The organism is Pseudomonas sp. FP603, assembly GCF_030687415.1.
In the GTDB taxonomy this organism is placed as follows: Bacteria; Pseudomonadota; Gammaproteobacteria; order Pseudomonadales; family Pseudomonadaceae; genus Aquipseudomonas; species Aquipseudomonas wuhanensis.
Window position 1 is genome coordinate 2205545 of record NZ_CP117431.1, and the last position, 24829, is coordinate 2230373.

Below are 24829 nucleotides of genomic sequence, written 5' to 3' on the forward strand. Positions count from 1 at the left end.
CCTCACAAGGTGACGGCGACTGGCTGCGCAGTGGCGGCCAGCAAACGCTTGATTTCCGGGACGCAGGAGCCGCATTGCGTGCCGCAGCCCAACTCTTGTTTCAAGCCCTGCAAGTCCAGGCCACGGCTGATGCCGGCACAGACCGCGTTCTGGCTGACGTTCATGCAGTTGCACAGGGTTTTGGTGCCCGATGCCGGGCTGCCGGCGCTGCCCGGTGGCGCACTCAAAGGCGCCAGCAGCCAGCGGCGTAGCTGTTCGTCGGCGCGACCTTCGAGCCACAGGCTTTGCAGCCAGTGCTGAGCGAGGGTTTCGCCGGCCAGGCGAATCGCGGTGATCCGACCGTTCTCGATCCGTACCCGCTTGCCGATTGAGCGCCGAGGATCGTCGTAGGCCAGTACCGGGCCATCGTTGAGTCCCAGGCATTGATCGATATCACGCAACAGCTGCGGCTCAGGCGCGGTAGGGCTGGCGGCGCGTATCAGCAATGCAGGGCGCTCACGGCCGGTAAGGCTGAGGCTTGCGTAGGAAAATGCCTCGCAGAGCGGTCGCAGCGTCTCCAAATGCTGTTGAACATCGCCCTCTATCAGGGCGAAAAGCTGCCAAGGCAATTGCACAGGCTCGAGTCGCACACCGCTGTGTTTGAGTTCCGGTTGTTTCGACAACGGATCGAAGGCGGGAAGGGTGAGGGTATTCACGCCGCCCTTGAGAAAGCGGTCGCCCCAGTGCATCGGCAGGAACGCCTGGCCCGGACGTACGCTGTCATCGCTGCTGACCGGCACGATCACCGAGCCCCGGCGACTTTTCAGATTGATCAGATCGCCAGGTTGCAGGCGGTGCCGACGCAGTTCATCCGGGTGCAGGCTCAACACGGCTTCGCTGACATGGCCGAATAGCTGCGCGGCGGTGCCGGTGCGGCTCATGCCGTGCCATTGATCGCGCAGGCGGCCGGTGATCAGGGTCAGAGGGAAGCGCGCATCGCGTTGTTCCTTGGCGGCGCGATACGGGTCGGTCACGAACTGTGCGCGCCCGCTGGCGGTCGGGAAAACTCCGTCGAGGTACAGCCGTGCAGTACCTTCGCGGGCACCGGCGGGGAAGGGCCATTGCTGCGGACCAAGTTGGTCGATCAATTCATGACTGATTCCGGACAGATCGAGGTCGCGGCCGCGAGTCAGGTGTTTGTATTCGTCGAAAACCTGCGCCGGGGTTTCAAAGGCAAACAGGCTGGTTGCTTCAGGGCGAAGATATTTTTCCAGGCGCTGTGCGAAATCCACGGTGATCGCCCAGTCGGGCCGTGCTTCACCGGGTGCGCCGATGGCCTGACGGACGTGGGAAATGCGCCGTTCCGAGTTGGTGACTGTGCCGTTCTTTTCGCCCCAACTGGCGGCGGGCAGCAGCAGGTCGGCGAACGCGGCGGTTTCGGTGGTGCGAAAGGCTTCCTGCAACACCACGAATGGACAGGCTTGCAGTGCTTCGCGCACAGCGGTCTGATCCGGCAGCGACTGTGCAGGGTTGGTGCAGGCGATCCACAGGGCTTTGATCTTGCCGCTGCGCATCTGCTCGAACAGTTCGATGGCGGTCAGCCCGGTGTTCGCGGGCAGTTGATCAACGCCCCAGTAGTCGGCCACTTGCGCGCGGTGTTCGGCATTGGCCGCTTCGCGATGACCTGGCAGCAGGTTCGACAAACTGCCGGTTTCCCGGCCGCCCATGGCATTCGGCTGACCAGTCAGCGAGAAAGGTCCTGCGCCGGGCCGGCCGATTTGCCCGGTGGCCAGGTGCAGGTTGATCAGCGCGCTGTTCTTCGCGCTGCCGGCGGTGGACTGATTCAGCCCCATGCACCACAGCGACAGAAAACTCGGCGAAGTGCCGACCCATTGCGCGCATTGCTGCAGTTGCTCGACGCTGATGCCGCAGAGTTGCGAAACCATTGTCGGGGTGTAATCGCGCACCAGGTTTTTCAGCTCGGCCAGGCCTTCGGTGTGGGCCTTGATAAAATCGCGGTCGACCCAGTCTTCCCACAGCAACAGATGCAAAATCCCATGGAACAAGGCGACATCGGTGCCGGGCAGAATCGCCAAATGCATGTCAGCCAAATCGCAGGTGTCGGTGCGCCGAGGGTCGATGACGATGACTTTCATCTGTGGGCGGCGGGATTTGGCTTCTTCCAGGCGACGAAACAGGATCGGGTGGGCGTAGGCCATGTTGCTGCCGACGATCATCACGCAGTCGCTCAATTCCAGGTCTTCGTAGTTGCAAGGCGGAGCGTCGGCGCCGAGGCTGCGCTTGTAGCCGACCACTGCCGAAGACATGCATAGCCGCGAATTACTGTCGATGTTGTTGGTGCCCACCAGCGCTCGCGCCAGTTTGTTAAAGGCGTAGTAATCCTCAGTCAGCAACTGCCCGGAGATATAGAATGCAACGCTGTCCGGGCCATGCTCGGCGATGGTTTCGGCGAAAACGTTGGCGGCGTGATCGAGCGCAGTGTCCCAGTCGGTGCGGCTGCGGGCCAGGCCTTTGCCCAGGCGCAGTTCCGGGTACAACGCCCGTGCGGCCAGGTCGCCGGTCAGGTGCAGGGTCGAACCTTTACTGCACAATTTGCCGAAGTTGGCCGGGTGTGCCGGATCGCCGCTGACGCCGAGAATGCGCTCGCCGTCGTGTTCGATCAGCACGCCGCAGCCGACCCCGCAGTAGCAGCAGGTGGAGGCGGTGATTTGACGGTCCATCAGCTTGCTTCCCGTAGGGCCAGCAGCACGCGGCCGTTCTCGACTCGTGCCGAATGATGGTGGGCGCAGCCGATATCCGGGGCTTGGGCTTCGCCGGTTTCCAGGTCGATCTGCCAGTTGTGCAGCGGGCAGGCCACCCGCTTGCCGTAGATCAAACCCTGGGACAGCGGCCCGCCCTTGTGCGGGCAGCGGTCGTCGAGGGCGAAAACCTCATCGTCGCTCGTACGAAAAATCGCGATGTCGCCTTTCGGGCCTGCGATGATCCGCGAGCCAAGGGTGTTGATCTCTTCCAGTGCACAGATATCCAGCCAGTTCATACCGACACCTCCAGGTTCTTCACGGGAATGACCTCGAATTCTTTTTTCAGCAGTGGCTGTTCGAGGCGTTCCTTCCAAGGGTCCTGTTCGAACGACAGGGAAAATTGCAGGCGATCGTTCAAGGCCTTGCGCCGCTCCGGGTCTTCCAGCACGGCTTTCTTGATGTGTTCCATGCCGACCCGTTGCAGGTAGTGCACGGTGCGTTCGAGGTAGAAGGCTTCTTCGCGGTACAGCTGCAGGAATGCGCCGTTGTATTCGCGTACTTCTTCGGCGGTTTTCAGCTTGACGAAAAACTCTGCAACTTCGGTTTTGATCCCGCCGTTGCCGCCGATGTACATTTCCCAGCCGGAGTCTACGCCGATAATTCCGACGTCCTTGATCCCCGCTTCCGAGCAGTTGCGTGGGCAACCGGAAACGGCCAGTTTCACTTTGTGCGGCGACCACATGTTGAACAGGTCGTGCTCAAGCTCGATGCCCAATTGCGTGGAGTTCTGGGTGCCGAAGCGGCAGAACTCGCTGCCGACGCAGGTTTTCACGGTGCGGATGGATTTGCCGTAGGCGTGGCCGGACGCCATGTCCAGGTCTTTCCAGACGCCAGGCAGGTCCTGCTTTTTGATCCCCAGCAAGTCGATACGCTGGCCGCCGGTGACCTTGACCATCGGTACGTTGTACTTGTCGGCCACGTCGGCAATGCGCCGCAGCTCAGAAGGATTGGTCACACCGCCCCACATCCGAGGGACTACAGAGTAAGTGCCGTCTTTCTGAATGTTGGCGTGGGCGCGTTCGTTGATCAGACGCGATTGCGGGTCGTCCTTGGCTTCGCCCGGCCAGGTGGAAATCAGGTAGTAGTTGAGCGCCGGACGGCACGTGGCGCAACCGTTCGGGGTACGCCAGTTCAGGTAGCTCATGGTGCCGGCGATGGTCAGCAGGTGCTGGTCACGGATGGCCTGGCGGATTTGCCCGTGGTTGAGGTCGCTGCAACCGCAGATGGCTTTTTCGCTTTTCGGTTTGACGTCCGCCGCGCCGCCCACGGTGTTTATCAGGATCTGTTCGACGAGGCCGGCGCAGGAGCCGCAGGAGCTGGCAGCCTTGGTGTGTTTCTTCACGTCGTCGACGCTGAACAGCCCGTGTTCCTGAATGGCTTTGACGATGGTGCCTTTGCACACGCCGTTACAGCCGCAGACTTCGGCGGTGTCGGCCATGCTCATGGCTTTGTCCTGGCCTTGGTGTCCTACATCGCCTAAAGCATTTTCGCCAAACATCAGGTGATCGCGGATCTCGCCGATGGCATGGTTCTCACGGATCTGCCGGAAATACCAACCGCCATCTGCCGTATCGCCGTACAGACAGGCGCCGACCAGCACGTCATCCTTGATCACCAGTTTCTTGTAGACCCCGCCAATCGGGTCGGAGAGGGTGATGGTCTCGGTGCCTTCGCCGCCCATGAAGTCGCCGGCGGAAAACAGGTCGATGCCGGTGACTTTCAATTTGGTCGACGTCACCGAACCCTTGTAGGTGGCGAAACCCAATTGGGCGAGGTGGTTGGCGCACACCTTGGCCTGTTCGAACAGCGGCGCGACCAGGCCGTAGGCGATTCCACGGTGGCTGGCGCATTCGCCGATGGCGTAGACCCGAGGGTCGTAGGTTTGCAGGGTGTCGTTGACCAGAATCCCGCGGTTGCACGGGATGCCGGATTTTTCCGCGAGTTCGGTATTGGGGCGAATACCGGCGGCCATCACCACCAGATCGGCGGGGATGATGTCGCCGTTCTTGAACTGCACCGAGCCGACCCGGCCATTGCCGGCGTCGTGCAGGGCTTGGGTCTGTTCGCACAGGCGGAAATGCAGGCCACGGGCTTCCAGGGCGGTTTGCAGGAGTTGGCCGCTGGTTTTATCCAGTTGCCGTTCCAGCAGCCATTCGCCGATGTGCACCACGGTGACGTGCATGCCGCGCAGCATCAAGCCGTTGGCGGCTTCAAGGCCCAGCAGGCCGCCGCCGATGACCACGGCATGTTTGTGGGTCTTGGCGGTGTCGATCATCGCTTGGGTATCGGCAATGTCGCGGTAGCCGATCACACCCTGCAAGGTATTGCCGGGGATCGGCAGGATGAACGGGGTCGAGCCGGTGGCAATCAGCAGGCGGTCGTATTCGGCCTCGGTGCCGTCTTCGGCGATGACCCGGCGTTTGACCCGGTCGATCTCCACCACTTTACGGTTGAGCAGTAGCTTGATGTTGTTTTCCAGGTACCAGTCCAGATCGTTGAGCACGATCTCTTCGAACGTCTGTTCGCCGGCCAGCACGGGCGACAGCAGGATGCGGTTGTAGTTGGTATGGGGTTCGGCGCCGAAGACCGTGATGTCGTACAGCTCGTTACTCAGCTTGAGCAGCTCTTCCAGGGTACGAACCCCGGCCATGCCGTTGCCGATCATCACCAGTTTTAGTTTTTTCATCAGGTTCTCCGGGGAGCTCGGGCCTGCCTCATCAGGGCATTCAGGCCTTGCTCGACAAAATTTTGCGCAAACAAAAAAAGGCGTCCCGCCAGTTAACTAGCGAGGACGCCTTTGTCCTTGTCCCGTTCTCTCGGGCAGCGCAGCCTTCTACGTTGAAGGTTGGGCTTTATGTATGTTGGGAAAGGTAATGCAGTGGTTGTGCCAAGTCGGACATATGCCGAATTTATCGGCTCTCAGCGTGGGAGAAGGGTGTTTTCGTGCACCGGTTCAATGCGCTATGCCCGGTTTTGAAGCAAAAAAGTCAAAAGATCGCAGCCTACGGCAGCTCCCGCAGGAGATCGTGGGCACCCGAAGGAGCTGCCGCAGGCTGCGATCTTTTGATCTTTTAACCGTGAAACAACAAAAACAGCAGCACTAAATTCACCAGCAATGACACCAGTGCCAATGTCCGCCAGACCTTCAACGGTTCGCGTTCCAGCAACGGTCTGGGGCGCACGCTCAAACTGCGACGTTCCCCTTGTTCCAGCACCAGCAACCATTCCTCGGCCGTTTCAAAACGCTGATCCGGAGCCACCGCCACCGCCCGCTCCAGACTTTGCGCGATCCACTCCGGCAGGTCGGGCCGGTAGCGACTGGCACTGACAGGCACACCAAACCGAGGGCGCTGGAACGCTTCGATTTCGCCGTAGGGATAATGCCCGGTCAGCAGGTAGTACAAGGTCACGCCGACGGCATACAAATCCTGTTGGGGTGTCGGCGGGTCGCCGCGAAAGGCTTCCGGCGCGATATAGCTGGGCGTTCCGGGCAGGGCGCAAGCTTGATCTTCGGACAGCCCGGGGCAGTAGGCGAGGCCGAAATCCAGCAAGCGCAACTCGCCGTCGTCCCCCAGCAGCAGGTTCTCCGGTTTGATATCGCGATGCAGAATTTGCCGTCGATGCAAGATGCCGACGGCCCGCAGCAGGCGTTCGGCCAGATCCAGCCATTGAGCCAGCGGCAGCGTTGCGACACGCTCATGCAACTCAGCCAAGGTAGATCCGGAATATTCACGCATCACGTAGTACAAATGCTGACGCTGACTGGCGGTATGGACTTCAGGAAAATGCCGCCCGGCCACACGCTTGAGAAACCATTCCTCCGACAACAATGCCTGCCCGGCCTGGTGATCGTCACGGAGCGCACCGGGCAAGGTTTTCAGCAGCCAGGGTTGTTGTTGTGCGTCGCGTACCCGATAAAGCAGCGATTGCTGGCTCTGGCCGAGTATTCCCTCGACCTGCCAGCCTTCGAAGGTCTGGCCCGGCTTCAGCGCAGGCGGGAGTGGCCATTGCTGTAGATGAATAAGCGCGTCGCCAATGCTGGTTTCACCGAGGGCATCGACCCGCACCAGCAGGGCGCTGGCGTTGTCCTGACTGCCGGCCAGGTGCGCAGCGCTGACCAACGTCTGCGCAGCACTGTCCAGATCAGGTTGATCGCGCAGAATCGCCGCAATGGCCGTGTCGCCCAGCACGGCCCAGATGCCGTCGCTGAGCAGCACGAAGCTCTCGTTCAGGCGCAGTTCGCCATCCAGAAAATCCAGTACCAGATGCTGATCCAGTCCCAGGGCCCGTTTAAGCACATGTTGCATGCCCGGCTGGTCCCAGACGTGATCCTCGCTCACCCGTTGCAGCGTGTCGGCGTGCCAGCGATAAACCCGGCAATCGCCGACATGCGCCAAGGTGAAACGCCTGCCGCGCATCACCAAGGCACTGACTGTGGTCAGCAGCGGTTGCCCGCCGCCGTTAGCCTGCAACCAGCGATTTTGCGCCAGTAGCAGACGGTCCAATGCCTGGGCGACACCCCAGGTTTCCGGGGTGGCGTAGTAGTCCAGCGCCAAGGCCTGCAAGGTCGAACGGGCGGCGAGCCCGCCGTCGGCACATTGGCTGACGCCATCGGCGATGGCGAACAGGTAACCCTTGCTTGCCGCCAGCGCCGGGGCCGGAGTGACCAGGCGCAGAGCGTCCTGGTTCTCCTCGCGGGGGCCGATGGCGCTGTGTTCGGCAAAACTCAGTTGCAGGCTCATTCAGTCCTCACACCCGTGCAGCGGTGACGGCTGCCGAACCCCAAGTGGTTCTCCAGCGACGTTTTACGCCGTGCAGACCGAACCAGGCAAGTACGCCGAGGCTGGCAAACAACCACAAGGCCAGTTGATAGCTGCCGGTGCTTTGCTTGATCGCGCCCATACCAGCCGCCAGTGCGAAGCCACCGATGCCGCCGGCCATGCCGATCAGGCCGGTCATCACACCGATCTCCCGACGAAAACGCTGCGGGACCAACTGGAATACCGCACCGTTGCCTGCACCCAAACCGAGCATGGTGCAGACGAAAAGCGCCAACGCGGCGTAGGAACTCGGCAGATTGAAACCCACTGTCGCAATGCAGATCGCTGCCACGGTGTACATCGCCAGCAAGGTGCGAATCCCGCCGAAGCGATCCGCCAGCGCGCCGCCCAACGGACGCATCAGGCTGCCACCGAACACACAAGCCGCAGTGTAGTAGCCGGCGGTCACTGGGCTCAGGCCGTATTGGTCGTTGAAGTAGCCGGGCAGGGCGCTGGCCAGACCGATGAAGCCACCGAAGGTCACGCTGTAGAAAAACATGAACCACCAGCTGTCGCGGTCACCCAAGGCCTTCAAGTAGTCGGACATGGACTTGGCTTTCGGGCGCTCAGGCGCATTCTTGGCCAACCAGTAGAAGACGATCAGGGTCAGGATCAGGGGGATCAGGGCGAAGCCGAACACATTGCTCCAGCCAAATGCGGCAGCCAGCACTGGGGCGATCAGCGCAGCGAGCACGGTGCCTGAGTTGCCGGCACCGGCGATGCCCATGGCTTTGCCTTGGTGCTGGGGCGGATACCATTGCGAGGCCAACGGCAGGGCGACGGCGAAGGACGCACCGGCCATGCCGAGGAACAGGCCCAGCAACAGCGCTTGCTCGTAAGTGTGAATGCCGACTTTCCAGGCGACGAACAGGGCGCAGATGACGATCACCTGGCCGATTATCCCGGCGGTTTTTGGCGACAGGCGATCAGCCAGCAGGCCCATCGCAAAGCGCAATACGGCGCCGGCCAGAATCGGCGTGGCCACCATCAGACCGCGCTGTTGGGTGGTCAGCTGCAGGTCAGCGGCGATCTGCACCGCCATTGGGCCGAGCAGGTACCAGACCATGAAGCTCAGATCGAAATAGAGGAAGGCTGCGAACAGTGTCGGGGTATGGCCGGATTTCCAGAAGCTTGAATTCATCGCGCACCTCAGCTGTCAGGCGTATCAAGAAGGAGTCATGAGCTTGCAGGTGGGGCGCCACAACGGCCGCACCACCAGCCCCGGTCTCTGGGGCCAAAACGGAAAAACGCCGCTACCCGATCCGCCAAGGGGGCGAATGAGGTGAGCGACGTCTTTGTCGTAGGTGGGGCAACCGCCGTTGGTTACCTTGCAGGGATTTACTTAGCGAGATCTGTGCCAACAAGTGAGATCGAGTCGTCAGCACAGGCTCCGCAAGGCTTCAGCCAAGCAGTTCACTCATGGCAATGATCTGCTCCGCCACCTGTATCAGCTTCTGCTGGCGGCTCATGGCCTGGCGGCGCATCAGGGTGTAGGCCTCTTCTTCGTTGCAGTCCTTCATTTTCATCAGCAGCCCCTTGGCCAGCTCGATGCGCTTGCGTTCGGCCAGTTGCTGGTCGCGGGCGTGCAGTTGCGCGCGCAGGGCCTGGTCGCTTTCAAAGCGCGCCATGGCCACGTCGAGAATCGGCTGCAAGCGTTGTGCGTGAATGCCTTCGACGATGTAGGCACTGACGCCGGACTTGATCGCCCGGCGCATCACGTCGGGGTCGTGCTCGTCGGTGAACATCACAATCGGTCGTGGTTGGTCACGGGTCACCAGCACCACTTGCTCCATCACATCGCGGCTCGGTGACTCGGTATCGATCAGAATCACGTCCGGACGCACCGTTTCGACGCGCGCGGGCAGGTCAATGGTCAGGCCGGACTCGTCGATGACCTCGAACCCGGCTTCGGTCAGAGCCGCTTTCAGGCGCCCGACTTTTTTCGCAGTGTCGTTGATCAGCAGGATACGCAACATATTCGCAGGCTCCTGTCAGCGGCTGGCGAGAAGGGGAGCGCTGTCGCTCATGGCGTGCAGCGTGAAGCTGCGGGCATAGCCGACCGGGTCCGAGCCGTCCCAGACTTTGCCGTCGATCAGTTGACTGCTGCGCATTTCCTGACTCCGGATGGGCACACCGACAGCGGTGGCGGCCTCACGGTATAAGTCTAGTTGCTGGACCTGGCGGGCCACGCCGAGGTAATCCGGGTCGTCACGCAACAAACCCCAGCGCCGGAACTGGGTCATGAACCACATACCGTCGGACAAATACGGAAAATTGACCTCGCCATTACCGTGGAAACGCATGGCGTGCGGGTCTTGCCAGCGATTACCCAAACCGTCGGCGTAGTCACCGAGCAAGCGCGGTTCGATGCAATCGAGCGGTGCATCCAGATACTCAGGCGCACTCAACAGTTGCGCGGTGCTGCGGCGATTTTCGCGGCTGGCTTCGATGAATCGGCTGGCTTCGAGGATCGCCATCACCAAGGCCCGTGCGGTGTTGGGGTATTGCTCGACAAAGGCGCGGGTGCAGCCGAGGACCTTTTCCGGGTGATCGGGCCAGAGGGTCTGGCTGGTGGCCATCGTAAAACCGAGATTCTGCTGCACTGCACTGGCGGCCCACGGTTCACCGACGCAGAATCCGTCGATGCGCCCGGCTTGCAGGTGCGCGACCATTTGCGGCGGCGGCACCACCACGCTGTCGACATCCTGCAATGGATGAATGCCCTGACTCGCGAGCCAGTAATACAGCCACATGGCGTGGGTACCCGTAGGAAATGTCTGGGCGAAGGTCAGTTTTGGGCGACTTTGGTGCACGTGCAGGTGAAGTGCTTCAGGACTGGTCACGCCCTGGGCCTGCAAACCGTGGGAGAGGTTGATGCTCTGGCCATTCTGGTTCAGGCCCATGAGCACGGCCATGTCGGTGGAGGCTACGCCGCCGATGCCCAGGTGCACGGCGTAAATCAGGCCGTACAGGCTGTGGGCGGCGTCGAGTTCGCCGCTGACCAGTTTGTCTCGCAGGTTGGCCCAGGACGATTGGCGCTTGAGGTTCAGGGTCAGGCCGTAGGGTTGGGCAAAGCCCTGAGTGGCCGCGACCACCACTGAGGCGCAGTCGCTCAGGGCCATGAAGCCGAGGTTGATTGCGGTTTTTTCCGGGGCATCGCTGCCATTGACCCAGGCCAGTGGGCCGGCTGATGGTTCGTTCATCGATTTCGCACCTTCCAAAAAAAAGCGTCGTCCCAGGCCTTTGCGTGGGCAAAGCCGGGTGACGACGCCATTGTCCTTCCACTCATCCCGCCGTTGGCATGAGTGCTGATGCCGGTGACGGTGCAAGGCATATGCCATCGCTGGCTGATTTTGTTGCGCGCCTCGCGTGAAGCCCTGATGCGCGGCTATAATCGCCGCCTCTCATCGCCAACCGAGTCAAGCCTGCCCATGTACACCCTGGCCCGTCAGCTGTTGTTCAAACTTTCCCCGGAAACCTCCCACGATCTGTCCCTGGACCTGATCGGCGCGGGCGGGCGTTTGGGCCTTAACGGCTTGCTGTGCAAGGCGCCGGCGAAACTGCCGGTGACGGTCATGGGCCTGGAGTTCCCGAACCCGGTGGGTTTGGCAGCCGGACTGGACAAAAACGGCGCAGCGATCGATGGGTTTGCCCAATTGGGTTTCGGTTTCGTCGAAATCGGCACCATCACGCCGCGTCCGCAACCGGGCAACCCGAAACCACGGATTTTCCGCTTGCCGGAGGCCGAGGCGATCATCAACCGCATGGGCTTCAACAACCTCGGCGTCGATCACTTGCTCGCTCGCGTGGCGGCGGCCAAATACAAGGGTGTGCTGGGCATCAACATCGGCAAGAACTTCGATACGCCGGTTGAGCGCGCGGTCGACGACTACCTGATTTGCCTGGACAAGGTTTACGCCCACGCCAGCTACGTCACGGTCAACGTCAGCTCGCCGAACACCCCGGGCCTGCGCAGCCTGCAATTCGGTGATTCGCTCAAGCAATTGCTCGCCGACCTGGCCACCCGCCGGGCGGAACTGGCCCTGCGCCACGGCAAACATGTACCGCTGGCGATCAAGATCGCGCCGGACATGACCGATGAAGAAACCGCTCAAGTCGCCCAGGCGTTGATCGAAACCGGGATGGATGCGGTGATCGCCACCAACACCACCCTGAGTCGCGTCGGTGTCGAAGGCCTGGAGCATGGTGACGAGGCGGGCGGTCTGTCCGGCGCACCGGTTCGCGACAAGAGCACTCATACGGTGAAGGTGCTGGCGGCGGAACTGGCCGGTCGCTTGCCGATCATCGCCGTGGGCGGTATCACCGAAGGCAAGCACGCGGCTGAGAAAATCGCAGCGGGTGCCAGTTTGGTGCAGATCTATTCGGGCTTTATCTATAAAGGCCCGGCGTTGATTCGTGAATCGGTAGACGCCATCGCGGCCCTGCGCTAGAGGCTGATGTCGATGGGGGGCTTTTTGTGGCGAGGGAGCTTGCTCCCGCTGGGCTGCGAAGCAGTCGTAAATCCTGCAATCGCGTTTTACCAGATACACCGAGTTGATTGGTTTTTGGGGCCGCTTCGCAGCCCAGCGGGAGCAAGCTCCCTCGCCACAAAAAGCCCCGCCGCCATATTTACAGGAATAAAAAAGGGCTCCTCGAAGGAGCCCCTGGGCCGAAGCCCGCCGTCCGGATGGGACGTGCGTGGTTAAGTCGTTGCGTAATCAGATTGTCGTGTCGGAGTGTGTGCCCTGTATTAGCCGACGGCGTGAAGTTCGTTGAGTCTGTGGATTCCCGCAGTGCCGGTCATACCGTCCCAGTTGTCGCCGCGTCCTTCTCGCCAGCCATTGATCCAGGCTTGGCGTACCGACGGTAGAGTAAAAGGGCAAAGCTCACGGGATTTACCACCAACGCCATATTGATATCCGCGCAAAAATGCTCTTTCCAACGGATCACGCTTAAGTCTTCTCATAGGGTGTTGCCCTCACTTGTTGACTGTATTTATCGCGTCGACCTCAATCGAGGTCAGGCAGAAAAATCCTGCCGTTGGCGGCTCGCTGCCGGCGTCGCGAGCCAAGGTGTTGACGCCGTTGCGACGTCAACCTGAGTTGAGTTCTAACCAATGCGTCACATCGAGGGAATGATCGTTTTGTCATAAGAACGTAACCATAAAGATGTTATGGCCATAAGTAACACGATATTTGTCCCGTGTTTATTGGCCAAAGCCCGGTATGATCGGCCCTGCGCGGGGTGAGAGGGGTGAGGCCTTTAACGAGAATGACACCCGTTCACCTGGGGACTATTCGACGAAGGGTCGACTTATGACATTTTGTTGCATCAACTTTTTTATCTGCCCTGGCATCTAAGCTCTTTTAACCCGAGCAGTCAGGGTGGGACGGCACACTTTCGTGCCACGCGGGCGTTCTGTTAGAAAAACGCCTGATTGAAAACCGGATCGGCAATGCGTTGCCGGTTCACTTAGCTAAAGGCTCTGGAACTACCATGTCCGATCGTTTCGAACTCTTCCTCACTTGCCCAAAAGGCCTTGAAGGCCTGCTCATCGAGGAAGCCGTCGGGCTTGGCCTTGAGGAAGCACGTGAGCACACCTCGGCTGTGCGCGGCATGGCCACCATGGAAACCGCTTATCGCCTGTGCCTGTGGTCGCGCCTGGCGAACCGCGTGCTGCTGGTGCTCAAGCGCTTCCCGATGAAGGATGCCGAAGACCTCTACCACGGCGTGCTGGATATCGAGTGGCAAGATCACATGCTCAACGATGGCACCCTGGCGGTCGAATTCAGCGGTCACGGTTCGGGCATTGATAACACGCACTTCGGCGCCTTGAAGGTCAAGGATGCGATCGTCGACAAACTGCGCACCCCGCAGGGCGATCGTCCGTCTATCGACAAGCTCAACCCGGACCTGCGCATTCACCTGCGTCTGGACCGTGGCGAAGCGATTTTGTCCCTCGACCTGTCCGGTCACAGCCTGCACCAGCGTGGTTATCGCTTGCAGCAGGGCGCCGCGCCGCTGAAGGAAAACCTCGCGGCGGCGATTCTGATCCGTTCCGGCTGGCCACGAATTGCCGCCGAGGGCGGCGCCCTGGCTGACCCGATGTGCGGTGTCGGTACGTTCCTGGTCGAAGCCGCGATGATCGCCGCCGACATGGCGCCGAACCTGCGTCGCGAGCAGTGGGGCTTCACCGCCTGGCTCGGTCACGTGCCGGCGCTGTGGAAAAAGCTCCACGAAGAAGCCACCGAACGCGCCGCGGCCGGTCTGGCCAAGCCACCGCTGTGGATTCGCGGTTACGAAGCTGACCCGCGCCTGATTCAACCGGGCCGCAATAACGTCGAACGTGCCGGCCTGAGTGAGTGGATCAAAATCTATCAGGGCGAAGTCGCGACGTTCGAGCCGCGCCCGGACCAGAACCAGAAAGGCCTGGTGATCTGCAACCCTCCGTACGGCGAGCGTCTGGGCGATGAGGCGAGCCTGCTCTACCTCTACCAGAACCTCGGCGAACGTCTGCGTCAGGCCTGCCTGAACTGGGAAGCGGCGGTGTTCACCGGCGCCCCGGACCTGGGCAAGCGCATGGGCATCCGCAGCCATAAGCAGTACTCGTTCTGGAACGGCGCCTTGCCGTGCAAATTGCTGCTGATCAAGGTCACGCCAGACCAGTTCGTCACCGGTGAGCGTCGCACCCCGGAACAGCGCCAGATCGAGCGCGAACAGGCCGAAGTCGAAGTCGCAGACAACGACGTAGCACCTGGCAAGTACGAGAAGTACAACAAGAACGGCAACCCGATCAAACCGGCCCCGGTGGTGATCGAGCAACCGCGCTTGAGCGAAGGCGGGCAGATGTTTGCCAACCGTCTGCAAAAAAACCTCAAGGCGCTGGGCAAGTGGGTCAAGCGTGAAGGCATCGACTGCTACCGCGTCTACGATGCCGACATGCCAGAATATTCCATGGCCATCGACCTGTATCACGATTGGGTCCACGTCCAGGAATACGCCGCACCAAAATCCATCGACCCGGAAAAAGCCTCGGCGCGGATGTTCGATGCCCTGGCGGCAATCCCGCAAGCGTTGAACATCGACAAGAACCGCGTGGTGGTCAAGCGTCGCGAGCGTCAGAGCGGCACCAAGCAGTACGAACGCCAGAGCGCACAGGGCAAGTTCAATGAGGTCAACGAAGGCGGCGTGAAGCTATTGGTGAACCTCACCGACTACCTCGACACCGGGCTGTTCCTCGACCACCGGCCGATGCGCATGCGGATTCAAAAAGAGGCGGCGGGCAAGCGCTTCCTCAACCTGTATTGCTACACCGCGACCGCCAGTGTCCATGCCGCCAAGGGTGGCGCGCGCAGCACCACCAGCGTCGACCTGTCGAAAACGTATCTGGATTGGGCGCGTCGCAACCTGTCGCTGAACGGTTTCTCCGACAAGAACCGTCTGGAGCAGGGCGATGTAATGGCTTGGCTCGATGCCTGCCGTGACGAGTACGACCTGATCTTCATCGACCCGCCGACCTTCTCTAACTCCAAGCGCATGGAAGGGATCTTCGACGTGCAGCGTGATCAGGTGCAGTTGATCGACCTGGCCATGGCGCGTCTGGCACCGGGCGGGGTGTTGTATTTCTCCAACAACTTCCGCAAGTTCCAGCTCGAGGAAAACCTCACCGAGCGTTATGCCGTTGAAGAAATCACGGCCCAGACCATCGATCCCGATTTCGCCCGTAATGGCAAGATCCACCGTGCCTGGAAGATCACTGCTCGCTGACACTTGAGCCTGATTGGATCCACAGAGCCTTGATTTTCAAAGGCTCTTGGGTTCTTTCAGTGCTGGTCAAATTAGTGGCTAATAGCTATAACTCAACCCATGGCCAATGGGCTTTCCGGCACCTGGCGTTATGAGTTGCGTTTATGTCGTTACACGCCGTGCGCCCCAAGATCCTGGGTTTTATCCGCGAAGATGTTTCGGCCTGGCTGGTCGCGCTGCTGGTATTGCTCGTTGGCGGGATTCTCACGGGATTGTTGGCCTGGGCGACGTTCAATCAATTTCATATGCAATTGCGGCAACGTTTCCAGCTGCTTGCCAGTGAACGTTACAGCCGTATCGAAGAACGTTTCGAAGATCAGGAGCAGCGCCTCGACGGGCTGCGTCGGTTCTTCGTCAATTCCGAATCGGTGTCCCGCGAGGAATTCGACGGTTACGCCAAACCTCTTTTGCGGCGCACCCTAGCCTATTCCTGGGCCCCTCGGGTTTCCCGCGCCGAACGTCCCCTGCTTGAACGCGTGGTGAGAGAAGAAGGCTTGAGCGGTTTCACCTTTCGCGAACTCACCGCCGACGGCCAGTTGCAACTGGCCACGGAACGGGACGAATACGTACCGGTGCTCTACACCCAAACCCAAAGCCGATTGCCCACGCCGCTGGGGTACGACCTGCTGGCCCAAGCGCTGCGTCGTTCGACCCTGGAACGGGCCGATCGCAATGGCCGCATGGCCGTGTCGCAACCGTTGCATCTGGTAGGCATCGAGCCCGCCTATTCGCGAGGCGTGTTGCTGGTAGCGCCCGTCATCCATCAGGACCTGCCGAACGCCGCGCCCGACGGGTATGTCATGGCGGTGATCAGCATGCACCAGCTGTTGGCGGACGGTCTGCCGGAAGAGAATCATGACTCTCTCTCGGTGCGTATCCTCGACTTGTCCACCGATGATCAACACGAAGTGTTGTACGAGTCGACCAACACGGCGGGGGCCAGTGACTTGTCCTCCACGCGTTTGCTACGTCTGGCCGACCATGATTATCAAGTGGATATGCGCCCCAGCGCCGCGTTCCTGAAAGCCAACCATTCCTCGGTGGCCAGCCTGGTGGTGCTCGGCAGTTTGCTCAGCCTGCTGCTCAGTGTGTTTCTCTATGTGCTGGTCAGCCAGCGGCAGCGGGCGCTGAAAATGGTGGAGCTGCGGACCCAGGAACTTCACGACCGTGAACAAGAGTTGCGCGGCACGCATGGCCAGTTGCGTGGTGTGCTGGATGCCGCGACTCAGGTGGCGATCATCGCCACCGACCTGCGCGGAATCATCAGCACCTTCAACGCTGGCGCAGAGCAGATGCTCGGTTACTTCAGTGCTCAGGTCGTGGGCCATATGACCCTGGAAAATCTGCACCTGCCCCGGGAGCTCGAAGCGCGCTCTGCGGAGTTGAGCGCGCGCTATGGCAAGCCAATCCCGAGGTGTCAGGCGATGCTGGTCGAAGGCGGGGAAGAGGGCGGTCACGAAGCCCGGGAGTGGACACTGGTGCGCCACGACGGCACTCATTTGACGGTGAACATGCTGGCGACCCCGGTCCTCGACGAGCAAGGCTTGTGGGTCGGGCACCTGGCGATCTGTATCGACATCACCGAGCGCAAGCGCGTCCACGAAGCCCTGGCGGCACGGGACTTGTTGTTGAAAAAACTCAGTGCCCATGTGCCCGGCGGGATTTACCAGTTCAAGATGGAATTCGATGGGCGCTTCAGCGTGATCTACGCCAGCGACGGAATGCGCGATATCTACGAACTCGAGCCGGACGTGCTGTTGCTCAACGCCGAAGCGGTGTTTGCGCGGATTCATCCTCAGGACACGCGTCGGGTCCGCGCTTCGATCCTGGCCTCGGCGGACACCCTCAGCCCCTGGCGTGAAGAGTACCGCGTGCAATTGCCCCTGCGCGGTCTGCGCTGGGTCCGCGGTGAAGCGACGCCGGAGGAACTGCCCGGTGGCGGTGTGCTGTGGCATGGCTACATTTCGGACATCTCCGATCTCAAGCGTGTGGAAGAGGAATTGCGTGCACTGTCGGTGACCGACTCCCTGACCGGGATCCATAACCGTCGCTACTTCCAGGAGCGCCTGACCACCGAAATGGCCCGGGTCGAGCGCGGCGGTGGCGAGTTATCGGTGATCATGCTCGACATCGATCACTTCAAACGCATCAACGATCAGCACGGTCATGCCGTGGGTGATCGGGTATTGCAGGCCGTGTGCGAGCGCATTGGCGGTCGCCTGCGGCGCACTGATGTGTTTTGTCGCCTGGGCGGCGAAGAGTTCATGGTGCTCTGTCCGGATATCGACGGCGAACAGGCTCAGGTGCTGGCCGTGGAGTTGTGGCAAGGGTTGCGCAGTGCGCCGATCGACGAGGTCGGGATCGTCACCGCGAGTTTCGGGATTGCCAGCTGGCGGGCCGGAGAGGGCGCGGATGCGCTGCTGTTGCGGGCTGACTCAGGGGTGTATGCGGCGAAGCAGGCGGGAAGGGATCGGGTTGAGGGGCAGATGAGTTAACCCAGCCAAGATGATCGTTCCCACGCTCTGCGTGGGAATGCCTCAATGGACGCTCCGCGTCCGCTTCGGCAGGGACGCGGAGCGTCACTGGCAGCATTCCCACGCAGAGCGTGGGAACGATCAGGTTGGGAGTTACAACACCGAAGCCGTTTCCGGCAATTTCGGCTGGCGATACAGGTCCAGCAGCACCTGATCCAGCACCGAGGAAGCGCCAAACGGTGCCTTGTCATTGAGGATCGCCACCACCGCCCAGGTATTGCCATTGACGTCGCGACTGTAACCGGAGATGGCACGCACGGTGTTCAGGGTGCCGGTCTTGACGTGGGCTTCACCGCGCATCGCGGTGGTCTTCAGGCGTTTGCGCATGGTGCCGTCGGTGCCGGCAATCGGCATCGAGCTGATGAACTCGGCGGAATACGGGCTGCGCCAGGCAGCTTGCAGCATCGCGGCCATTTCACGCGCACTCACTCGCTCGGCGCGGGACAGGCCGGAGCCGTTCTCCATCACCAGGTGCGGCGCGGTGATGCCTTTCCTTGCCAGCCACTGACGCACCACGCGTTGGGCTGCCTTGGCGTCGTCACCGTCGGCATCAGTGCGGAACTTCTGACCCAGGCTCAGGAACAACTGCTGAGCCATGGTGTTGTTACTGTATTTGTTGATGTCGCGAATGATTTCCGCCAGGTCTGGCGAATAGGCCCGGGCCAGTACCTTGGCGTTGCTCGGCGTCGGTGCCAGACGATCCTGGCCCTGGATGCTGCCGCCCAATTCCTTCCAGATCGCCCGCACAGCGCCGGCGGTGTAGGTCGCGTGATCGAGCAGCGACAGGTAGGTCTGGGAACTGCAGCCTTCGCCCAACTGACCGCCAACGGTCACGGTGACGCTGCCATCAGCCTGGGGCACCGGGTTATAACGCACGCCACCGGTGCATTGCTTGGAGTTGAGCGCCTTGACCTGATTGTCGATGCGGATGCTGGCAATCGGCGGCTCGACCGACACCAGGACCTTGCCCGAGTCGTTGCGGGCCACGAAGCGCAGGGCCTTGAGGTTGACCAGCAGCGCGTCGGGTTTGACCAGGAACGGTTTGTTCTCGTCATTGCCGTCGTCGTTGAATTCGGGCAGTTGCGGTTGCACGAAGAAGCCGCGGTCCAGCACCAGGTCGCCGGTGATCTGGGTCACGCCGTTGGCGCGCAAGTCGCGCATCAGCAGCCAGAGTTTTTCCATGTTCAGCTTCGGATCGCCGCCACCCTTGAGGTAGAGGTTGCCGTTGAGGATGCCACCGCTGAGGGTGCCGTCGGTGTAGAACTCGGTTTTCCACTGATGGTTAGGGCCGAGCATTTCCAGCGCGGCATACGTGGTCACCAGCTTCATGGTCGAGGCCGGGTTAACCGAAACATCCGCGTTATGAATGGTTGGGGTGCCCGGGCCGTTGAGCGGGATCATCACCAGCGACAGGGCGCTGTCCTGCAGTTTGCTGGCCTTGAGGGCCTTTTCGACGTTGGGCGACAGGGCGGTGTTGATCGAAGCGGCGGAAACGGGGAGGGCCAGGGGCAGAAGAAGGCTGGCCAGCAGCAATGGACGCAAAGATGTGATCATCTGAAATAAAACCCTACAGCCGAGGGGGAAAAGACGAGGGCATGGAGATAAATTCCCTCAGCGGTCATGAAAGTGTCGGCATTATGCCCCAAGGTGTAACGGCTTGTGCCGTACTCCGGTCGTCTAATCCGCTATTTTTTTACCGACGGTAGGCGTAGCGCTGTTCCGAGGCGGGCAATCGGCGCCTTAAACTGCTAAAGTGCGGCCCGTTATTACTTATGAGGATTGTTCCAATGGCGACTAACCGTTCCCAGCGTCTGCGCAAAAAACTGTGCGTCGATGAATTTCAAGAGCTGGGTTTCGAACTGAACCTGGATTTCAAAGAAGATTTGGCTGATGAAGCCATTGATGCTTTCCTCGACGCGTTCCTGAAAGAAGCCATGGAAGCTAACGGTCTGGGCTATGTTGGCGGCGACGACTTCGGTCTGGTGTGCCTGCAGAAGCGTGGCTCGGTCTCCGAAGAGCAGCGTGCCGCTGTTGAAGCCTGGCTCAAAGGCCGCAGCGAACTGACCGAAGCAACCGTCAGCCCGCTGATCGACGTCTGGTACCCGGAAAAGCCGATCAATCCGGTAGCTTGATGTTCTAAAAAACGGCGACCCAAGGGTCGCCGTTTTTTTATGCCTGCTTTTTGTCGGCGCATGGCTTGGCTCGCGATGTCGGTCTCGGGGATGCCTTCGCGGGCAAGCCTCGCTCCAACGATCACGCTGAACCACTACAGGCCCTCAGGCCTTGCGCCAATTCAAGATCATCAACGTAACCACCCCCGCCACAATCCCCCAAAACGCCGAACCGATGGAAAACAGCGTCAGCCCCGACGCCGTCACCATAAAGGTAATCAACGCCGCTTCCCGTTCCTGCACTTGCGCCATGGCAATGCTCAACCCATTGATGATCGAGCCGAACAGCGCCAGCGCGGCAATCGACAGCACCAGCTCTTTAGGCAACGCAGCAAACAACGCCGCCAGCGTCGCGCCGAACACCCCGGCAATCCCGTAGAAAATCCCGCACCAGACGGCTGCGGTGTAGCGCTTGTTGCGATCTTCATGGGCATGCGGCCCGGTGCAGATCGCCGCGCTGATGGCAGCCAGGTTGATCCCATGGGAGCCGAACGGCGCCAACAGCAATGAGGCTATGCCAGTGGTGGTGATCAGTGGCGAGGCCGGCACGTTGTAGCCATCGGCGCGCAATACGGCGATGCCCGGCATGTTCTGCGAGGTCATCGCCACCACGAACAGCGGAATGCCGATGCTGATGGTCGCGGCCAGGGAAAAATGCGGCGTGGTCCAGACCGGCGTTGCGACTTCCAGGTGGAAGCCACTGAAATCCAGCAACCCCATAAACCCCGACAGCGCAGTGCCAATCAACAGCGCGGCCAGCACCGCGTAGCGCGGCGACAGGCGTTTAACCACCAGACACGTGAAGAACATTCCCAGCACCAGCGCAGTGCGGTGCTGAGCGGCGACGAAAATCTCGCTGCCGATCTTGAACAGAATCCCCGCCAGCAATGCCGCCGCCAATGAGGCCGGAATTTTTTTCACCAGCCGTTCGAAGCTGCCGGTCAGGCCGCAAATGGTCACCAGCACTGCGCACGTGATGTAGGCGCCGATGGCCTCGCCATAACTGACACCGCCCAGGCTGGTAATCAGCAGCGCGGCGCCGGGGGTCGACCAGGCGATGGTAATCGGGGTGCGGTAGCGCAGGGACAAGCCGATCGAGCACACCGCCATGCCAATGGAGATCGCCCAGATCCACGACGAAATCTGCCCGCTAGTCAGCCCCGCTGCTTGCCCGGCCTGGAACATCAGCACCAGTGAACTGGTGTAGCCGGTCATCATGGCGATGAACCCGGCGACGATGGCCGAGGGTGACGTGTCAGTCAGGGGGCGAAGCTGCGTGTGCGTGGCGTCGGTCATGACAGCGGTGTTCCTTGTCTGATAAAGATGTCCGTAGCAACGCTGAACCCTGTGGGAGCGTGGCTTGCCCGCGAAGGCGTAGTGTCAGTCGACATAAATGCTGAATGACACGGCGCCTTCGCGGGCAAGCCACGCTCCCACAGGGTTTGCGTTCAGGCTGCGGATTCTGCGTTCAAGCCTAAACTGAAAAGTAACCGGTCGTTGCAATACAGCGAGGGCGACAAACAGCCGTACAGTCGTGTTGCCACCGTCCATTGTGTACAATCGCGGTGTTTTTTACGCGATACTTGCCAGCGACCCACTGTGCCGTATTACAGTCACGGTCAATTCGCCGCAGTTCTCCCGACTCGAGTGCCCATGAACGAACAGTTGCAACCCCTCAAGAAACAACCGCGAGCAGGCAAAGCCGGCCGCAGCGGTACCCAGGACGATATTGTCTACGCGCATATCTTCGAGGCTATCCTCGAACAGCGTCTGGCGCCCGGCACCAAGTTGAGCGAAGAAGCGCTGGGGGAAATTTTCGGGGTCAGCCGCACCATCATTCGCCGCGCCTTGTCGCGTCTGGCCCATGAAGGCGTGGTATTACTGCGACCGAATCGCGGTGCTGTCGTCGCCAGCCCGAGTGTCGAAGAGGCCCGTCAGGTGTTTCTGGCGCGGCGTCTGGTGGAGCGGGCGATTACTGAATTGGCGGTTCAGCACGCCACCGCCGAGCAACTTCTCGAATTGCGGCAGATGGTTAACGACGAGCGCGACAGCTTTTCCCGTGGCGATCGTGGTGCCGGTATCCGTCTGTCCGGCGAGTTCCATTTGAAACTGGCCGAAGCGGCAAAAAACGCGCCGCTGATCAGCTTCCAGCGCAGCCTGGTGTCCCAGACTTCGTTGATCATCGCCCAGTACGAGAGTGGCAACCGTTCCCACTGTTCGTATGATGAACACACCCAGTTGATCGACGCGATCGAAGCGCGGGACGCGACGCTGGCGGTGGATCTGATGATGCATCACATGGACCACATCGACAGCAAACTCAACCTCGACGAAGAAAGCGCGTCGGATGATTTGCATGCGGTGTTTTCGCATTTGTTGCAGACCAAGAAGCCTGGGCGTTCAACAGCCAAGCTTTAAGTCAGACCGTGTTGCGCCCATCGCGGGCTTGCCCGCGATGGCTTTCTGACAGGCAATAAAAATCCCCCGGGCTGTACGGCTACGGGGGATTTTTTATGCCTGGAGAAAACTAGCGCTGATGCACCAGATTCCCCGCCGCATACGTCTGCAGAACCGTCCGGTCATCCCCCAGCGTCATCAACACAAACAACGTCTCGGCAATGTTATTGGCCTGCTTAAGGCGATAGCTGAGCAGTGGCGTGGCGTTGTAGTCCAGCACCAGGAAGTCCGCGTCGCTGCCCGGTTGCAGGGTACCGATCTTGTCTTCCAGGCGCAGGGCGCGGGCGCCGCCAAGGGTGGCCAGGTACAGCGACTTGAACGGGCTTAGTCGCGCGCCTTGCAGTTGCATGACTTTGTAGGCTTCGTTCAGGGTTTGCAGCAGCGAGAAACTGGTGCCGCCGCCGACGTCAGTACCGAGGCCGACATTGAGTTTGTGCTTCTCGGCCATCGGCAGATTGAACAAACCGCTGCCGAGGAACAGGTTCGAGGTCGGGCAGAACGCAATCGCCGAGCCGGTTTGCGCCAGTCGCGCGCATTCGTCGTCGCACAGGTGCACGCCGTGGGCGAACACCGAGCGCTCGCCGAGCAGTTGGTAGTGATCGTAGACGTCCAGGTAGCCCTTGCGCTCCGGGAACAGCGCCTTGACCCACTCGACTTCCTTGAGGTTTTCGCTGATGTGGGTCTGCATGTACAGATCCGGATACTCACTCAGCAACTGGCCGGCGAGGGTCAGCTGTTCCGGGGTACTGGTCGGGGCGAAGCGTGGGGTGACCGCATAGTGCAGGCGGCCCTTGCCATGCCAGCGCTCGATCAGCGCCTTGCTTTCGACGTAGCTCGATTCGGCGGTGTCGGTCAGGTAGTCCGGCGCGTTGCGGTCCATCATTACCTTGCCGGCGATCATTCGCAGGTCCAACTGTTCGGCTGCCTCGAAAAACGAGTTCACCGACTGCGGATGCACGCTGCCGAACACCAAAGCAGTGGTGGTGCCGTTGCGCAACAATTCCTTGATGAAGATATCCGCGACTTCATCCGCGTGGGCCTTGTCGGCGAACTGGCTTTCGCACGGGAAGGTGTAGGTGTTCAGCCAATCCAGCAGCTGTTCGCCATAGGCGCCGACCATGCCGGTTTGCGGCAAGTGGATGTGGGTATCGATGAAGCCCGGAGTGATCAGCGCGTCTTGATAATGGGTGATCTCGATGTCGGCCGGCAGGGTCGGCAGCAATTCGCTGGCGTGGCCGATGGCGCTGATCTGGCCGTTATCGACCACCAGCAGGCCGTCTTCGAAATACTCGTAGGAGGCTTCGATACCCACTTCGGCGGGATCGGCGATGCTGTGCAGGAGGGCGGCGCGGTAGGCTTTGCGAGTCAGAGGCATGGGGGTTCTCAATTTTGGTTCAAAGCTTGGCTGCGGCGCGAAGCAGGCAGCAGCTTGGCGATCGATGATCCGGCGCTGGCGGTGTGCTGGCCGAAATTCGCGTTATAGGTGGCGATGATTTCGCCGGCGATGGAGATGGCGATTTCCACAGGCAACTTGCCTTTGACTTCGCCGATGCCCATCGGGCAGCGCATGCGTTGCAGTACGTTGCTGTCGAAACCGCGGTCGCGCAGACGGTGTTCGAACTTCACCCGTTTGGTCTTCGAACCGATCAGGCCGAAGTAGGCGAAGTCGTTGCGCTTGAGGATCGCGGCAGTGAGTTCAAGGTCGAGCTGATGATTGTGGGTCATGACGATGCAGTAGCTGCCGGCGGGCAGGTCGTCGACTTCGTCCAGCGGTTCTTCGGTGACGATTTTGCGTACGCCGTGGGGAATCTGTTCAGGGAATTCATCTTCCCGCGCGTCGATCCAGCGCACCCGGCAGGGCAGGCTGGCGAGCAGCGGTACCAGAGCCCGACCGACGTGGCCGGCGCCGAACACGGCAATCTGCGCCTGGACCTGCCCCATCGGTTCGAATAGCAATACGGTCACACCGCCGCAGCACTGGCCCAGGCTGGCGCCGAGGCTGAAGCGCTCCAGATGGGTGTCCTGTCGGCCGCTGGCCAGCATCTCGCGGCCGATCTGCATGGCCTTGTATTCCAGATGCCCGCCACCGATGGTGTCGAACGTTTGCGTGGCGCTGATGACCATCTTCGAGCCGGCATTACGCGGTGTCGAGCCGAGCTCTTCAATGATGGTCACCAACACACAGGGTTCACCCCGGGTTTGCAGGTCGGCGAGGGCGTCGATCCAGTTGTACATGTTTT

17 protein-coding genes are annotated in these 24829 nt (G+C 60.8%); 5 read left to right on the top strand and 12 right to left on the bottom strand.

Annotated features, from left to right (window positions below; genetic code table 11):
* Positions 1–2 precede the first annotated feature (2 nt).
* From PSH65_RS10280 to PSH65_RS10310, 7 genes are all read right to left on the bottom strand, one after another.
* Positions 3–2720 carry a nitrate reductase gene (locus PSH65_RS10280; protein ID WP_305426122.1) on the bottom strand — a complete coding sequence of 906 codons (2718 nt, stop codon included), beginning with the start codon at positions 2718–2720 and terminating at the stop codon, positions 3–5.
* Entirely contained in the window at positions 2720–3037 is a 318-nt protein-coding gene (nirD, locus tag PSH65_RS10285) for a nitrite reductase small subunit NirD (protein ID WP_007902067.1), read from the bottom strand. The genes PSH65_RS10280 and nirD overlap by 1 nt, the downstream gene beginning before the upstream one ends.
* Positions 3034–5487 carry a nitrite reductase large subunit NirB gene (nirB, locus tag PSH65_RS10290; RefSeq protein ID WP_305426123.1) on the bottom strand — a complete coding sequence of 818 codons (2454 nt, stop codon included), beginning with the start codon at positions 5485–5487 and terminating at the stop codon, positions 3034–3036. The genes nirD and nirB overlap by 4 nt, the downstream gene beginning before the upstream one ends.
* 385 nt (positions 5488–5872) lie before the next feature.
* Complete coding sequence (locus tag PSH65_RS10295; RefSeq protein ID WP_305426124.1) at positions 5873–7543, bottom strand: bifunctional protein-serine/threonine kinase/phosphatase; 1671 nt, start codon at positions 7541–7543, stop codon at positions 5873–5875.
* Between the two features lie 7 nt (positions 7544–7550).
* Positions 7551–8762, bottom strand: coding sequence for a NarK/NasA family nitrate transporter (locus PSH65_RS10300; protein ID WP_305426125.1), 1212 nt, complete (start codon positions 8760–8762; stop codon positions 7551–7553).
* A gap of 259 nt (positions 8763–9021) precedes the next feature.
* Positions 9022–9597, bottom strand: coding sequence for an ANTAR domain-containing response regulator (locus tag PSH65_RS10305; RefSeq protein ID WP_008006986.1), 576 nt, complete (start codon positions 9595–9597; stop codon positions 9022–9024).
* Between the two features lie 15 nt (positions 9598–9612).
* Positions 9613–10824: a CmpA/NrtA family ABC transporter substrate-binding protein gene (locus PSH65_RS10310; protein WP_305426126.1), complete on the bottom strand. Its 1212-nt coding sequence runs from the start codon at positions 10822–10824 to the stop codon at positions 9613–9615.
* A gap of 228 nt (positions 10825–11052) precedes the next feature.
* Here PSH65_RS10310 and PSH65_RS10315 point away from each other — a divergent pair, with 228 nt between their 5' ends.
* On the top strand, positions 11053–12072 hold the full coding sequence (locus PSH65_RS10315) for a quinone-dependent dihydroorotate dehydrogenase (RefSeq protein ID WP_305426966.1): 1020 nt from the start codon (positions 11053–11055) through the stop codon (positions 12070–12072).
* Between the two features lie 299 nt (positions 12073–12371).
* Here PSH65_RS10315 and rmf read toward each other — a convergent pair whose 3' ends face one another.
* Entirely contained in the window at positions 12372–12587 is a 216-nt protein-coding gene (gene rmf, locus PSH65_RS10320) for a ribosome modulation factor (RefSeq protein WP_003223300.1), read from the bottom strand.
* Positions 12588–13117: 530 nt separating this feature from the next.
* On the opposite strand from rmf, the gene rlmKL reads away from it, so the two are divergent.
* Complete coding sequence (gene rlmKL / locus PSH65_RS10325) at positions 13118–15388, top strand: bifunctional 23S rRNA (guanine(2069)-N(7))-methyltransferase RlmK/23S rRNA (guanine(2445)-N(2))-methyltransferase RlmL (protein ID WP_305426127.1); 2271 nt, start codon at positions 13118–13120, stop codon at positions 15386–15388.
* A 143-nt stretch (positions 15389–15531) separates the two neighbouring features.
* Positions 15532–17922, top strand: a complete 2391-nt coding sequence (locus PSH65_RS10330; RefSeq protein ID WP_305426128.1) for a GGDEF domain-containing protein — start codon at positions 15532–15534, stop codon at positions 17920–17922.
* 132 nt (positions 17923–18054) lie between these two features.
* Here the strand turns inward: PSH65_RS10330 and dacB are convergent, their stop codons facing one another.
* On the bottom strand, positions 18055–19515 hold the full coding sequence (gene dacB, locus PSH65_RS10335) for a D-alanyl-D-alanine carboxypeptidase/D-alanyl-D-alanine-endopeptidase (protein WP_305426129.1): 1461 nt from the start codon (positions 19513–19515) through the stop codon (positions 18055–18057).
* 233 nt (positions 19516–19748) lie between these two features.
* Between dacB and PSH65_RS10340 the strand changes: the two genes are divergently transcribed.
* Positions 19749–20093 carry a YggL family protein gene (locus PSH65_RS10340; RefSeq protein ID WP_007896965.1) on the top strand — a complete coding sequence of 115 codons (345 nt, stop codon included), beginning with the start codon at positions 19749–19751 and terminating at the stop codon, positions 20091–20093.
* 144 nt (positions 20094–20237) lie between these two features.
* On the opposite strand, the gene PSH65_RS10345 is transcribed toward PSH65_RS10340, so the two are convergent.
* Positions 20238–21428 (bottom strand): benzoate/H(+) symporter BenE family transporter, encoded by a 1191-nt coding sequence (locus PSH65_RS10345; protein WP_305426130.1) that lies wholly within the window; start codon positions 21426–21428, stop codon positions 20238–20240.
* A gap of 357 nt (positions 21429–21785) precedes the next feature.
* Here PSH65_RS10345 and PSH65_RS10350 point away from each other — a divergent pair, with 357 nt between their 5' ends.
* Positions 21786–22550 (top strand): GntR family transcriptional regulator, encoded by a 765-nt coding sequence (locus PSH65_RS10350; protein WP_305426131.1) that lies wholly within the window; start codon positions 21786–21788, stop codon positions 22548–22550.
* Between the two features lie 109 nt (positions 22551–22659).
* On the opposite strand, the gene guaD is transcribed toward PSH65_RS10350, so the two are convergent.
* A complete protein-coding gene (gene guaD, locus PSH65_RS10355; RefSeq protein WP_305426132.1) occupies positions 22660–23964 on the bottom strand; it encodes a guanine deaminase in 1305 nt (434 codons plus the stop codon).
* Between the two features lie 8 nt (positions 23965–23972).
* Positions 23973–24824, bottom strand: a complete 852-nt coding sequence (gene xdhC, locus PSH65_RS10360) for a xanthine dehydrogenase accessory protein XdhC (protein ID WP_305426133.1) — start codon at positions 24822–24824, stop codon at positions 23973–23975.
* Positions 24825–24829: the final 5 nt, after the last annotated feature.